The following is a 13,984-nucleotide window of genomic DNA, read 5'->3' as shown; positions in this document are numbered from 1 at the left end:
AGACTGGATGTGAGATCTCATTTTTACAGTTGCTCACAGAAAAAACCCGGCTGGAAGGCCGGGTTTGAAAAGATTACTGGGTTTTGGCAGGTGTTGCTGCCGGCTGCCCCGCCGTCGGTTCAATCTGGAAGACCACATCAACCTGATCGTCAAACTGAATAACCGGCTGTTCGTAGGTTTCCTGAGCGGATGCCGCAGGCGCTGCATCTGCTTTCATCATCCGTACCATCGGGCTCGGCTGATAATTGGACACGTGGTAGCGCACACTATAAACGGGTCCCAGTTTGCTGTTAAAGCCTGCCGCCAGCTGTTCAGCCTGATGAATTGCATCATCAATTGCCGCTTTACGCGCCTTATCTTTGTAGGCATCCGGTTGGGCGACGCCAAGCGATACCGAACGGATCTCATTCAGACCAGCCTTTAGCGCGCCATCAAGCAGAGCGTTGAGTTTGTCCAACTGACGCAGCGTCACTTCAACGGTACGCACCGCACGATAACCTTTGAGGATGCTTTTGCCGTTCTGGTAATCGTAGTCCGGCTGCGTGCGCAGGTTGGCAGCGCTAATGTCTTTCTTCGCTATCTGATTCTGCTCAAGGAAGGACAGATATTGCGCCACGCGCTCATCGGCTTGCTTCTTCGCTGAAGCCGCATCCTTCGCAGCAACATTGACTTCAATCGCTAGGGTGGCGATATCAGGCGTTGCATCCACGCTTGCCGTTCCGGAAGTCACGATGTGCGGTCCGTTTGGCAACTCATTTGCCTGTACCGATAGTGCGCTGAATCCGACTAATGCCGCCAGGGCCATTATTTTGAACTTCACGGTCGTTCCTCCATGTTTCATTAATTACCCCGAAACTCAGGGCACATGCAGGCAAGCTTAGCCGATCTCGCTGCGTTGTCCATCAGACAACACTTAGTTGAACAGCACATGAACATGCGTAACACCTTCTTTTGCCAGCTGAAAAGCGATAAACCACATCACTAATCCTACTAAGATATTGATGATGCGCTGTGCTTTAGCAGTGCGCAGACGCGGCGCCAGCCAGGCCGCCAGCAATGCCAGACCAAAGAACCATAGGAACGAGGCGCTGACGGTACCCAGCGCAAACCAGCGCTTAGGTTCAACGTCCAGTTGGCCTCCGAGACTCCCCAACACCACAAAGGTATCCAGATAAACGTGTGGGTTAAGCCAGGTCACCGCCAGCATAGTGGCGATGATTTTCCAGCGCCCCTGCTTCATTACTTCAGCGCTGGCCAGTTCCAGATTACTGCTCATCGCCGTTTTTAACGCACCGAAACCGTACCAGAGTAGAAACGCCACTCCCCCCCAGGTGACCAGCGCCATCAGCCACGGTGACTGCATCAGCAAGGCGCTACCGCCAAAAATCCCCGCGCAAATTAGCACCAGATCGCTGATGGCACAGAGTAATGCAATCATGATGTGATACTGGCGACGAATGCCCTGATTCATTACAAAGGCGTTTTGCGGACCAAGCGGCAGTATCATGGCCGCGCCAAGCACAAGCCCTTGAAAATAATAAGATAACACGTTACTCATCCCAAACTATTTCTCTTAGGAGCAGACTATAGCGCGGGAGAATCATTAGCGGAAATTGATAATATTAATCGTAGATTAGAGAAATTAATGAGAGGATATTTTGCCGGATAGCAGCTAACGCCTTCTCCGGCCTACAGTATAGAAATCTGACCAGGCCGGATAAGCGAAGCGCCATCCGGCACCGTGGTGCAGAAAAAGATTACTCTGCCGCGTTCTCTTTCACACGCTTGAAGTTCACATCCATCTGCGGATACGGGAAGCTGATGCCGTTGGCGTCAAACTCGCGCTTAATACGCTCCAGTACGTCCCAATAGACGCTTTGCAGATCGCTGCTGTTGCTCCAGACGCGTACAACGAAATTAATCGAAGAAGCGCCCAGTTCATTCAGGCGCACCGTCATTTCACGATCTTTAAGGATGCGCTCGTCGGATTGGATGATATCGGTGAGGATTTTCTTCACCTGATCGATATCGGAATCGTAGGCCACGCCGATAATGAATTCGTTACGACGAACCGGTTCGCGAGAGAAGTTAATGATGTTCCCGGCAATGATTTTACCGTTCGGGATCACCACAATCTTACCGTCTACGGTACGCATGGTGGTAGAGAAAATCTGCACGTTAAGTACGGTTCCCGCTACGCCGCCGAGGTCTACATACTCACCCGCGCGGAACGGACGGAACATCACCAACAGCACGCCTGCGGCAAGGTTGGACAGCGAACCTTGCAGCGCCAGACCCACGGCTAAACCTGCGGCACCGAGAACGGCGATCACGGAGGCGGTTTGCACCCCAACGCGGCCCAGCGCGGCAATCAGCGTGAAAGCGATAATACCGTAGCGCACCAGTGCGGAGAGAAAATCGGCAACCGTTGCATCAATTTTCCGCGACACCATCAGACGGTTAACGGTGTTTGATACGATACGCGCCACAATCATACCGATGATAACAATGGCGATGGCCGCAACGATGTTGACGGCATAGCTCAACAGCAGTTCCTGATTGCGGACCAGCCAGGTGCCCGCCCCGTTTATGCTGTCGACAACATTCAAATCTTCCATTCACTATTCCTTTTTTGCTTACCCAAATGGGAAAAAATAAAGCCGCCCCGCCGGGACTGGCAATCTGACAAGAGTAAACAATAAACCTGATTTTTGCCAAACAGATCACAGAAATCTCTGCCGGCAGCCTGCTGAAATGGCAATAAAAAAGGCCCGCATTGGCGGGCCTCATGTCACGTAGAACGGCGTAAATTACAGAACGTCAACCGCGTTCAGTTCTTTGAAAGCCTGTTCCAGACGGGTGATCATGCTTGTCTGACCAGCACGCAGCCAAACGCGCGGATCGTAGTATTTCTTGTTCGGCTGATCTTCGCCTTTCGGGTTACCCAGCTGGCCCTGCAGGTAAGCTTCGTTTGCTTTGTAGTAGTTCAGAACACCTTCCCAGGTCGCCCATTGGGTATCGGTATCGATGTTCATTTTCACTACGCCGTAGCTTACGGAGTCTTTGATTTCCTGAGCAGTAGAACCGGAACCGCCGTGGAAGACGAAGTTCAGGCTGTTGTGCGGCAGGTTATGTTTCTTAGAAACATAGTCCTGAGAGTCGCGCAGGATGGTCGGGGTCAGAACCACGTTACCCGGCTTGTAAACGCCGTGTACGTTACCGAAGGAAGCGGCGATGGTGAAACGCGGGCTGATTTTGCTCAGCTCGGTGTACGCATAATCAACGTCTTCCGGCTGGGTGTACAGTGCGGAAGCGTCCATGTGGCTGTTGTCCACGCCGTCTTCTTCGCCACCGGTGCAACCCAGTTCGATTTCCAGGGTCATGCCCATTTTGGACATGCGCGCCAGGTATTTGGAGCAGATTTCGATGTTCTCTTCCAGAGACTCTTCAGACAGGTCGATCATGTGAGAAGAGAACAGCGGTTTGCCGGTTGCTGCGAAGTGTTTTTCACCCGCGTCCAGCAGACCGTCGATCCACGGCAGCAGTTTCTTCGCGCAGTGGTCAGTGTGCAGGATAACCGGAACACCATAGTGTTCAGCCATCTGGTGAACGTGATGCGCGCCAGAGATAGCACCCAGGATTGCAGCGCCCTGAGGCACGTCGGACTTCACGCCTTTACCCGCGATGAAAGAAGCACCACCGTTGGAGAACTGTACGATTACCGGCGCTTTAACTTTTGCAGCGGTTTCCAGTACGGCGTTGATGGAGTCGGTACCAACGCAGTTAACAGCTGGCAGAGCAAAGTTGTTTTCTTTAGCTACCTGGAAAACTTTCTGTACGTCATCACCAGTGATTACGCCTGGTTTTACGAAATCAAAAATTTTAGACATGTTGCGAGTCCTGTATCTTCGGCCTTGGAAAGGGCGCGCGCTCTAAAGCGCGCTAATAATTGGGCAGGTTTCCCTGCCCATTAAATGCTTACTTTTTAGCGCGCTCTTCGAGCATCGCTACTGCTGGCAGAACTTTGCCTTCCACGAATTCGAGGAATGCGCCGCCGCCAGTGGAGATGTAGGAGATTTTGTCAGCAATGCCGAACAGGTCGATTGCTGCCAGGGTATCGCCGCCGCCCGCGATGGAGAACGCTTCGCTGTCTGCGATAGCGTTAGCAACGATTTCAGTACCTTTACGGAAGTTCGGGAATTCGAACACGCCAACCGGGCCGTTCCACAGAATGGTTTTCGCATTCTTCAGGATTTCAGCCAGCTGCTGTGCAGAAGCGTCGCCGATATCCAGGATCTGCTCGTCTTCTTTCACGTCGCTAACGGATTTCAGCGTCGCCGGCGCAGTTTCGGAGAACTCAGTCGCTACGCGAACGTCGGTCGGAACCGGGATATCGCAAGTGGTCAGCAGACGCTTAGCTTCGTCAACCAGGTCGGCTTCGTACAGGGATTTACCGACGTTGTGGCCTTGAGCGGCAACGAAGGTGTTCGCGATACCGCCGCCAACGATCAACTGGTCAGCGATTTTAGACAGGGAGTCCAGAACGGTCAGTTTGGTAGAAACTTTAGAACCACCAACGATAGCAACCATCGGACGAGCCGGTTCTTTCAGCGCTTTGCCCAGCGCGTCCAGCTCAGCAGCCAGCAGCGGACCCGCGCAAGCTACATCAGCGAATTTACCGATACCGTGGGTAGAAGCCTGCGCACGGTGAGCCGTACCGAAAGCATCCATGACGAATACGTCGCACAGCGCCGCATATTTTTTGGACAGAGCTTCGTCGTCTTTCTTCTCGCCTTTGTTGAAGCGAACGTTTTCCAGGACCACCAGCTCACCGGCAGCGACTTCAACGCCGTCCAGATAATCTTTTACCAGGCGAACCGGAGCAGACAGTTTGTCTTTCAGGTAGTTAACAACCGGCAGCAGAGAGAATTCTTCGTTGTACTCGCCTTCGGTAGGACGACCCAGGTGGGAAGTTACCATCACTTTAGCACCCTGCTTCAGGGCCAGTTCGATGGTCGGCAGGGAAGCACGGATACGCGCGTCGCTGGTTACTTTCCCTTCTTTAACTGGTACGTTCAGGTCGGCACGGATAAAAACGCGTTTACCAGCCAGATCCAGATCGGTCATCTTAATTACAGACATGGTGAATCCTCTCGTTGATACTTAAAGTTTTGTCGACGCTCAAGCGTCGAGCCTGAAACCAATAGCAGCCATCGCTAACGTTGTGTCGAGCATACGGTTAGCAAAGCCCCATTCATTATCACACCAGACCAGGGTCTTGATCAGGTGAGCACCACTCACGCGCGTTTGCGTACCATCAACGATGGCGCTGTGCGGGTCATGGTTAAAATCTACAGAGACCAACGGTAATTCCGTATAGTCAACTATACCATGAAATGCACCTTGTGCTGCTTTTTGCAGCAACTGGTTGACTTCGCTGGCTTTTACCGGTTTTTTCACCGTCACGCTTAAGTCGATCGCCGTCACATTTATGGTCGGTACACGCACCGCGATCGCTTCAAAACGATCGTTAAATTGCGGAAAAATTCGCGTAATACCCGCCGCCAGTTTGGTATCAACCGGAATAATTGACTGGCTGGCCGCTCGCGTACGACGCAGGTCAGGATGATAGGCATCAATCACCTGCTGATCGTGCATCGCAGAGTGGATCGTTGTAACGGTACCAGACTCAATGCCGTAAGCATCATCCAGCAATTTAATGACGGGAATTATACAATTCGTGGTGCAGGAGGCGTTGGATACAATTCGGTGCTCAGCGCGCAGCTGATCCTGATTAACGCCAAATACAACCGTTGCGTCGATGTCGGGACTGCCAGGATGTGAAAAGAGCACTTTTTTTGCACCGGCGGCAATATGCGCCTCGCCGTGTTCGCGGTTACCGAAGACGCCCGTACAATCCAGCACAACGTCAACACCCAGTTCACGCCATGGCAGCGCGTCGAGCGTTCGCTCATGCAAAATGCGGATCGCGTCATCACCAACGATGAGCTGGTCACGTTCCTGACGAACATCCCAGGCAAAACGCCCATGGCTGGTGTCATATTTCAACAAATGCGCCATGCCTGCAGCATCCGCCAGTTCGTTGATTGCCACCACGGTGATTTCCGCCCGACGCCCGGATTCATACAAAGCACGAACCACGTTGCGTCCGATGCGACCGAAACCATTAATCGCTACGCGTACGGTCATAGGTCTCCTGCAAGGATTTCTCAGAAACGATGTGGCAGACAGAGTAATGCAGCAAATCGCTCAGGGAAACCTTACCTGTCGCAAACTGCGACTAATTGGTTAATTGTCGAACATTTAATCGACTGAAACGCTTCAGCTAGAATAAGCGAAACGCGGAATAAAAGGAATGATTGTCCAGCGACAGAACGCAGTTATCTGACTTATGTCACATTTTTACCGCAACACACCCATTAAAACTGCCTCAGCGTCATAATAACGCTCGCCATCCGATGGAATAATGTTCCCCCCGGATGGCTTATTGCCTACAACCGCTATTTCAACCCGGCAATCATCAATGGAGAATTGACGAGAACGCCGTCAGCTCCAAGTTTCACAGCCTGCTGGTAGCTCTCGGCATCGTTGATGCCAAGTAGAATGATATGTGCGCCCGGCTGTGAACGGAAGCAGGACATCGCTTCGTCATCCCAGCGCATTGTTGCTTTAGAGCGCCCCTCTCCCAGCGTGAATTTTTCAACCACCTCAACCTGGCTCTGAAGCTCCAGGCCATACCAGCGCTCCCGAGAATCTTCGGCAGTAATTCCGCACTGGTGACCCATGGTAACATTGGCCAGTAACGTACGCGTTATATCCCGGCTTTCGAAACGGGCCACATCCGGAGGCAGCGCCGCTAAAAAGCGTGAATCCGTCGAATAGATACGCGTACGTTGTAGCGCCTTGCTGCTGCTCAAAACGCGGTGGATTGCATTGGCAATATCGGCCGGTACTGCATCCGGGGATTTTATATCCAGATAGAAGAACGTATCTGGCCAGCGCGTTAGCGCCTGTTTCAACGTGGGAATACCGATATTTTTATTACGATAAGGGGAGTCAGGGGTACCAAAATTAATGGCCGCATCGGCTTTCGCTAGCTGCTCGGCGGTAAATTCAGAGACCTTGCCTTTTAAATTTGTCAGGCTGCTAAGATCGGAAGGACGATACAACACAGGCACACCATCCTTACTTAGCTGGACGGTTATCCAGATGGCATCAGCATGGTTATTCAACGCTTTTTCAATAGCGGGTAAGGTATTTTCTGGCGCATCCCCGGTCCCTCCTCGATGTGCAATTACTTGAGGTGCAGCCTCCACGGCTGCAGCGCAGAACAGGAGAAAAGCGGCGCTAACGTGTTTAATATTCATCATACTCCCTTAATATAAAGACATTGATAAAAATGAACTTAAAAGACGGAATAATTAAAATTCAATACAGACCGACTCAAATAATAAATGCAATGAATGAATTTAATTTGAAATGTATTTCAAATTTATGAAAACGCACAAAAAACCAGTGCATTCACGTCAGTTTTTATCGACAAAATATAATAGATTCAGCCGGACACTTATATTAAATGAAAAATAGATGAAAGATAAAATGCTTAACACACTTTTCTGCCGCAATCAGTGTACCAAAAAAAACGGGCCGCCTAAGCGACCCGTTTTCATCTGTAACCGTAATTACAGCAGTTCTTTTGCTTTCGCGACAACGTTGTCTACGGTGAAACCGAACTCTTCAAACAGCAGCTCAGCCGGAGCAGACTCGCCAAAAGTGGTCATGCCGACGATAGCGCCGTTCAGGCCCACGTATTTGAACCAGTAGTCAGCAATCCCCGCTTCGATTGCCACGCGTGCAGAAACGGCTTTCGGCAGTACGGATTCACGGTAAGCGGCATCCTGTTTGTCGAACGCGTCGGTGGACGGCATGGAAACCACGCGCGCCTTCACGCCTTCAGCTGTCAGTTTGTCCCACGCTGCCACAGCCAGCTCAACTTCAGAACCGGTCGCAATGAAGATCAGTTCCGGCTGACCAGCGCAATCTTTCAGCACGTAGCCGCCGCGAGCGATGTTCGCCAGTTGCTCTTCGGTACGTTCCTGCTGTGCCAGGTTCTGACGGGAGAGGATCAGCGCGGTCGGGCCGTCCTGACGCTCAACACCGTATTTCCACGCCACGGCGGATTCGACCTGGTCACACGGACGCCATGTGCTCATGTTTGGCGTCACACGCAGAGACGCAACCTGCTCTACCGGCTGGTGAGTCGGGCCATCTTCGCCCAGACCGATGGAGTCGTGGGTGTAGACCATCACCTGACGCTGTTTCATCAGCGCAGCCATACGCACCGCGTTACGGGCATATTCTACAAACATCAGGAAGGTAGAGGTATACGGCAGGAAACCACCGTGCAGGGAGATACCGTTAGCGATAGCGGTCATACCGAATTCACGCACACCGTAATGGATGTAGTTACCGGCGGTATCTTCGTTGATCGCTTTAGAACCAGACCACAGAGTCAGGTTAGAAGGTGCCAGGTCAGCAGAGCCGCCAAGGAATTCCGGCAGCAGAGGACCGAATGCTTCAATCGCGTTCTGAGACGCTTTACGGCTGGCGATCTTGGATGGGTTCGCCTGCAGCTTAGCAATGAACTCGTTCGCTTTCGCGTCGAAATCAGCCGGCATGTCACCTTTCATACGACGGGTGAATTCAGCCGCTTCCTGCGGGAAGGCTTTCGCATATGCAGCGAACTTCTCATTCCACGCAGCTTCTTTTGCCTGGCCTGCTTCTTTCGCATCCCACTGAGCATAGATTTCAGACGGGATTTCGAACGGCGCGTATTTCCAGCCCAGCTGTTCGCGGGTCAGTGCGATTTCAGCATCGCCCAACGGCGCACCATGAGAGTCATGGGTACCCGCTTTGTTCGGAGAACCGAAACCGATAATGGTTTTGCACATCAGCAGAGACGGTTTGTCGGTCACTGCGCGCGCTTCTTCGACTGCGCGTTTAATCGCATCAGCATCGTGACCATCAACGCCACGAACCACATGCCAGCCATAAGCTTCGAAACGCTTAGCGGTGTCATCGGTGAACCAGCCTTCAACGTGACCATCGATAGAGATGCCGTTGTCATCGTAGAACGCAACCAGTTTGCCCAGCTTCAGCGTACCGGCCAGAGAACATACCTCGTGAGAGATACCTTCCATCATGCAGCCGTCGCCCATGAAAGCGTAGGTGAAGTGGTCAACGATGTCATGACCTGGGCGGTTAAACTGCGCCGCCAGCGTTTTTTCAGCGATAGCCATACCGACTGCGTTCGCAATACCCTGGCCCAGAGGACCCGTCGTGGTTTCAACACCTGCGGTGTAACCCACTTCCGGGTGACCCGGTGTTTTGGAATGCAACTGACGGAAATTCTGCAGCTCAGACATCGGCAGGTCATAACCGGTGAGGTGCAGCAGGCTATAAATCAGCATGGAGCCGTGGCCGTTAGACAGCACGAAGCGGTCACGGTCAGCCCAGGACGGGTTAGTCGGGTTGTGGTTCAGGAAATCACGCCACAGGACTTCGGCAATGTCAGCCATACCCATCGGGGCACCCGGGTGACCGGATTTGGCTTTCTGTACTGCGTCCATGCTCAGCGCACGAATAGCATTGGCAAGCTCTTTACGTGAGGACATTTTGACTCCAGATCGGATAATGAAGGCCACGCCCTAAACGACTTGACGACAGCGCGTTTTGGGCTACGCCGGAAAAAAGTGCCAACAATGTAACCCAAGCCGCGTGTCATGTACATGGAGCATCCTTTTACCGCTTCAGAAATCTCTGGATCATGCACGCATGTTGCGCAATCTTCTCGCCCGCTTATTGTTCTTTTCTTTATACTTATGCTGAGCGTCGGTTTACCTGCAAACGACGCATTTTTTAGAATAATCCTGACTTTGTGCGGAAGAGAAAAAATGAAAATTCGCGCTTTACTGCTTGCTACGAGCATGGCGGCGGCATTGACCGGCTGCCAGAACATGGACTCAAACGGACTGCTTTCCTCTGGCGCAGAGGCTTTTCAGGCCTACAGCCTGAGCGATGCTCAGGTAAAAGCGCTGAGCGATCAGGCCTGTAATGATATGGACAGCAAAGCTACCATCGCCCCGGCTGGCAGCGAGTATGCAACGCGTCTTGGCAAAATCGCCTCCGCGCTTGGCGATAACATTAACGGCCAGCCGGTGAACTACAAAGTCTATATGGCGAAAGATGTAAATGCTTTTGCCATGGCGAACGGCTGTATCCGCGTATACAGCGGCCTGATGGATATGATGACGGATAACGAAGTCGAAGCGGTGATCGGCCACGAAATGGGCCACGTCGCGTTGGGTCACGTGAAAAAAGGCATGCAGGTTGCGCTGGGCACGAACGCCGTGCGTGCAGCGGCGGCCTCCGCTGGCGGCATTGTCGGCAGCCTGTCGCAGTCGCAATTGGGCGATCTTGGCGAGAAACTGGTGAACTCACAGTTCTCCCAGCGTCAGGAATCCGAAGCGGATGATTACTCGTATGATTTGTTGCGCAAACGCGGGATCAATCCGGCAGGCTTAGCCACCAGCTTTGAGAAACTGGCAAAACTGGAAGCCGGACGTCAAAGCTCCATGTTTGACGATCACCCGGCATCCGCCGAACGTGCGCAGCATATTCGCGATCGCATGAGCGCGGACGGAATTAAGTAATCTTCAAGCAGTGCCGGATGGCGGCATGAAGCCTTATCCGGCCTACAGATTTCATCCCATTATCGGACGTAATTGGCGAAGTCAGTTTGGGCCCGGCCAGCGCACAGCCACCGGAGCGTACACGTAGTACGTGAGGATGGCGAGCACTGTCCGGACCCAAAATGACGAGTAAAATAGTCCGACTATTATTCGCCTTTCTTCGCCGCCTGAATATACAGCATTTCTAACGCTAAAGTCGCCGCCGCCAACGCGGTGATCTCAGACTGATCGTAAGCCGGTGCCACTTCCACCACGTCCATACCCACGATATTCAGATCCTTCAGACCCCGTACCAGCTTGATCGCACGATCGGACGTCAGACCGCCGATTACCGGCGTACCGGTACCCGGCGCAAACGCAGGATCCAAGCAGTCGATATCAAAGGTCAGGTACACCGGCATATCGCCGACGATCTGCTTAACCTGGGCGATGATGTCGTCCACGCCGCGATCGTTCACCTGGCAGGCATCCAGTACGGTAAAGCCATTATCTTTGTCGAACTCAGTGCGAATACCAATCTGTACAGAGTGGTTCGGATCGATCAGCCCTTCATTTGGCGCAGTATAGAACATGGTGCCGTGGTCGAATTCGCAGCCGTTAGCGTAGGTGTCGGTGTGGGCATCAAAATGCACCAGCGCCATCTTACCAAAGTGCTTAGCGTGCGCGCGCAGCAGCGGCAGCGTGACGAAGTGGTCGCCACCGAAGGAAAGCATGCGCTTACCTGCAGAAAGCAGTTTCTCTGCGTGTGCCTGCAGTTTCTCACTCATTTCACGGGCATCGCCAAACGCATACACCAGATCGCCGCAGTCCACCACGTTCAGGCGCTCGCGCATATCGAAGTTCCATGGGAAGCGGTTGTGCTCCCACGCCAGGTTGGTAGAAACCTGACGGATTGCTGCCGGGCCATGGCGACCGCCCGCGCGGCCAGACGTTGCCATATCAAACGGTACGCCGGTGATCACCCAGTCGGCGTCGCTATCGTACGGCATGAAGTTCATCGGCAGACGCAAAAAACCAAAGGCGTTAGAAACCAGGGAGTTGTCGTATTGATGACCTAAGGTGCTCATGTGCTGACCTCTTGTAAAATCGGTGAAAAAAAATCCCCTCCGCGTCGTTAAGCCCGACGAGGAAGGGATTGATTTACGTGACTACTTGTATCGGCGAATTATCGCCGTTAATTTGTACAGATTCAAGTGAGCGCCGCAAACGCAGCGCCACCGGGAATTTACCGTTATTCATCTTCCAGATAGGTGTATCCGTACAGCCCTGCTTCAAATTCTTCGAGGAACTGTTGTTGCAACTCGGCGTCCAGATCGGTGTTTTTCACCTGATCACGGAACTGCGTCAGCAGCGTTTTCGGATCCAACTGCACGTACTGCAGCATATCCGCCACGGTATCGCCTTCATCAGACAGCTCAACTTCCACGCTGCCGTCAGGGAAGACAAACACGTCAACGGCTTCGGTATCGCCGAACAGGTTGTGCATGTTACCAAGGATCTCCTGATACGCGCCGACCATAAAGAAGCCCAGCATCGGCGGGTTCTCCGGGTCGTATTCCGGCATCGGCATGGTGGTGGCAATACCATCCCCGTCAACGTAATGGTCGATAGCACCATCAGAGTCACAGGTAATATCCAGCAGCACCGCGCGGCGCTCAGGCGCCTGGTTCAGCCCTTCCAGCGGCAGCACCGGGAACAGTTGGTCGATCCCCCACGCATCCGGCATTGACTGGAACAGTGAGAAGTTGACGTAAATCTTATCCGCCATCCGCTCCTGCAGCTCATCGATAATCGGGCGGTGCGCGCGGTTGCTCGGATCGAGTTGTTTTTGCACATTATGGCACATGTTCAGATAGAGCTGCTCTGCCCACGCACGTTCCTGCAGGCTAAAGGTACCTGAAGAGTAGCCAACGTGAATATCGTGCAGGTCCATCTGGCTGTCGTGTAGCCATTCACGCAGCGAACGGCGCGTGCCCGGCTCGTGCATCTCTTGCCAGGTTTCCCACATGCTTTGCAGGGAGCGCGGCGCATTGTCTGCCGGCGGCGTCGCTTCGGTAATTTCGCTACGCTCAACGCCAATGATGTTGGAGACCAGCACGGTATGATGCGCGGTAACGGCACGACCCGATTCAGTGATCACTGTCGGGTGCGGCAGACCATGCTCTTCACAGGCATCGCCAATCGCCCAGATAATGTTGTTGGCGTATTCGTTCAGGCCGTAGTTTACGGAGCAGTCGGACTGCGAGCGGGTACCTTCATAGTCCACGCCCAGGCCGCCGCCCACGTCGAAGCACTGAATATTCACGCCCAGCTTGTGCAGCTCGACGTAGAAACGGGCCGACTCACGCACGCCGGTGGCGATATCACGAATGTTCGCCATCTGCGAGCCGAGGTGGAAGTGCAGCAGTTGAATGCTGTCCAGACGGCCGCGCTCACGCAGAATTTCTACTAGTTGCAGTACCTGGTTTGCCGCCAGGCCGAATTTGGATTTTTCACCACCGGAGGACTGCCACTTGCCGGAACCCTGCGACGCCAGACGCGCACGCACGCCCAGACGCGGAACGACATTCAGGCGTTCAGCTTCATCCAGCACGATGGCGATTTCAGACATCTTCTCGATAACCAGATAGACCTTATGGCCCATCTTCTCGCCAATCAGCGCCAGACGGATATATTCACGATCTTTATAGCCGTTACAGACGATCACGCTACGGGTCATTCCGGCATGAGCCAGAACGGCCATCAGTTCAGCCTTGGAACCCGCTTCCAGTCCCAACGGTTCGCCGGAGTGGATCAGTGATTCAATCACGCGACGGTGTTGGTTGACCTTGATCGGGTAAACGAGGAAATAGTCACCGTTGTAGCCGTAGGATTCACGGGCGCGTTTGAACGCGGCGTTAATCGAACGCAGTCGGTGTTGCAGGATCTGCGGGAAGCAGAACAAAGCAGGCAGACGCTGGCCCTGCGCTTCACGGGCTTTCACCAACTCAGCAAGGTCAACACGCGCTTCTGGTACGTCCGGATCCGGGCACACGCTGATGTGACCCAGTTCATTGACGTCATAGTAGTTATTACCCCACCAGGCAATATTGTAAGTACGCAGCATCTTGCTGGCTTCCTCGGAACTCATTGCAACCTCCTGCATGGAGCGTAGTACACCGTGTTCGCCTGCTGACGAAGGCGAATCCAAAGAAATGTCGTCAGACATAGCG

At 53.2% G+C, this 13,984-nt stretch carries 11 protein-coding genes; 1 reads left to right on the top strand and 10 read right to left on the bottom strand.

Annotated elements, in window-relative coordinates; translation table 11 throughout:
- Positions 1 to 73 precede the first annotated feature (73 nt).
- The 8 genes from M4I31_RS04035 to tkt form a co-directional block, all read right to left on the bottom strand.
- Complete coding sequence (locus M4I31_RS04035) at positions 74 to 820, bottom strand: oxidative stress defense protein (RefSeq protein WP_003027002.1); 747 nt, start codon at positions 818 to 820, stop codon at positions 74 to 76.
- Positions 821 to 913: 93 nt separating this feature from the next.
- Positions 914 to 1,549 (bottom strand): arginine exporter ArgO, encoded by a 636-nt coding sequence (gene argO / locus M4I31_RS04030; protein ID WP_121530030.1) that lies wholly within the window; start codon positions 1,547 to 1,549, stop codon positions 914 to 916.
- 208 nt (positions 1,550 to 1,757) lie between these two features.
- Positions 1,758 to 2,618 carry a small-conductance mechanosensitive channel MscS gene (locus M4I31_RS04025; protein WP_038633539.1) on the bottom strand — a complete coding sequence of 287 codons (861 nt, stop codon included), beginning with the start codon at positions 2,616 to 2,618 and terminating at the stop codon, positions 1,758 to 1,760.
- A gap of 192 nt (positions 2,619 to 2,810) precedes the next feature.
- Positions 2,811 to 3,890 carry a class II fructose-bisphosphate aldolase gene (gene fbaA / locus M4I31_RS04020; RefSeq protein WP_038633542.1) on the bottom strand — a complete coding sequence of 360 codons (1,080 nt, stop codon included), beginning with the start codon at positions 3,888 to 3,890 and terminating at the stop codon, positions 2,811 to 2,813.
- Positions 3,891 to 3,978: 88 nt separating this feature from the next.
- Positions 3,979 to 5,142: a phosphoglycerate kinase gene (pgk, locus tag M4I31_RS04015; RefSeq protein WP_006686863.1), complete on the bottom strand. Its 1,164-nt coding sequence runs from the start codon at positions 5,140 to 5,142 to the stop codon at positions 3,979 to 3,981.
- A 39-nt stretch (positions 5,143 to 5,181) separates the two neighbouring features.
- Positions 5,182 to 6,210 carry an erythrose-4-phosphate dehydrogenase gene (gene epd, locus M4I31_RS04010; protein ID WP_038633548.1) on the bottom strand — a complete coding sequence of 343 codons (1,029 nt, stop codon included), beginning with the start codon at positions 6,208 to 6,210 and terminating at the stop codon, positions 5,182 to 5,184.
- A 311-nt stretch (positions 6,211 to 6,521) separates the two neighbouring features.
- Positions 6,522 to 7,391, bottom strand: a complete 870-nt coding sequence (locus tag M4I31_RS04005; RefSeq protein WP_085048756.1) for a glycerophosphodiester phosphodiesterase family protein — start codon at positions 7,389 to 7,391, stop codon at positions 6,522 to 6,524.
- Positions 7,392 to 7,703: 312 nt separating this feature from the next.
- On the bottom strand, positions 7,704 to 9,695 hold the full coding sequence (gene tkt / locus M4I31_RS04000) for a transketolase (RefSeq protein ID WP_085048755.1): 1,992 nt from the start codon (positions 9,693 to 9,695) through the stop codon (positions 7,704 to 7,706).
- Between the two features lie 279 nt (positions 9,696 to 9,974).
- Between tkt and M4I31_RS03995 the strand changes: the two genes are divergently transcribed.
- A complete protein-coding gene (locus M4I31_RS03995; RefSeq protein ID WP_038633572.1) occupies positions 9,975 to 10,733 on the top strand; it encodes a M48 family metallopeptidase in 759 nt (252 codons plus the stop codon).
- Positions 10,734 to 10,918: 185 nt separating this feature from the next.
- Here M4I31_RS03995 and speB read toward each other — a convergent pair whose 3' ends face one another.
- On the bottom strand, positions 10,919 to 11,839 hold the full coding sequence (speB, locus tag M4I31_RS03990; RefSeq protein ID WP_005123314.1) for an agmatinase: 921 nt from the start codon (positions 11,837 to 11,839) through the stop codon (positions 10,919 to 10,921).
- Between the two features lie 164 nt (positions 11,840 to 12,003).
- Positions 12,004 to 13,980, bottom strand: a complete 1,977-nt coding sequence (speA, locus tag M4I31_RS03985; protein ID WP_085048754.1) for a biosynthetic arginine decarboxylase — start codon at positions 13,978 to 13,980, stop codon at positions 12,004 to 12,006.
- Positions 13,981 to 13,984: the final 4 nt, after the last annotated feature.

The sequence above is a fragment of the Citrobacter sp. XT1-2-2 genome (assembly GCF_023516235.1).
Classification (GTDB): Bacteria; Pseudomonadota; Gammaproteobacteria; order Enterobacterales; family Enterobacteriaceae; genus Citrobacter; species Citrobacter werkmanii.
Note: the sequence above shows the minus strand (reverse complement) of the source record. Positions and strands in the feature narration are given on the sequence as shown.

Coding starts and splice junctions, on each gene's coding strand:
- M4I31_RS04025 (WP_038633539.1), bottom strand. CDS start 2,618: ATGGAAGATTTGAATGTTGTCGACAGCATAAACGGGGCGGGCACCTGG.
- fbaA (WP_038633542.1), bottom strand. CDS start 3,890: ATGTCTAAAATTTTTGATTTCGTAAAACCAGGCGTAATCACTGGTGAT.
- pgk (WP_006686863.1), bottom strand. CDS start 5,142: ATGTCTGTAATTAAGATGACCGATCTGGATCTGGCTGGTAAACGCGTT.
- epd (WP_038633548.1), bottom strand. CDS start 6,210: ATGACCGTACGCGTAGCGATTAATGGTTTCGGTCGCATCGGACGCAAC.
- M4I31_RS04005 (WP_085048756.1), bottom strand. CDS start 7,391: ATGATGAATATTAAACACGTTAGCGCCGCTTTTCTCCTGTTCTGCGCT.
- tkt (WP_085048755.1), bottom strand. CDS start 9,695: ATGTCCTCACGTAAAGAGCTTGCCAATGCTATTCGTGCGCTGAGCATG.
- M4I31_RS03995 (WP_038633572.1), top strand. CDS start 9,975: ATGAAAATTCGCGCTTTACTGCTTGCTACGAGCATGGCGGCGGCATTG.
- speB (WP_005123314.1), bottom strand. CDS start 11,839: ATGAGCACCTTAGGTCATCAATACGACAACTCCCTGGTTTCTAACGCC.
- speA (WP_085048754.1), bottom strand. CDS start 13,980: ATGTCTGACGACATTTCTTTGGATTCGCCTTCGTCAGCAGGCGAACAC.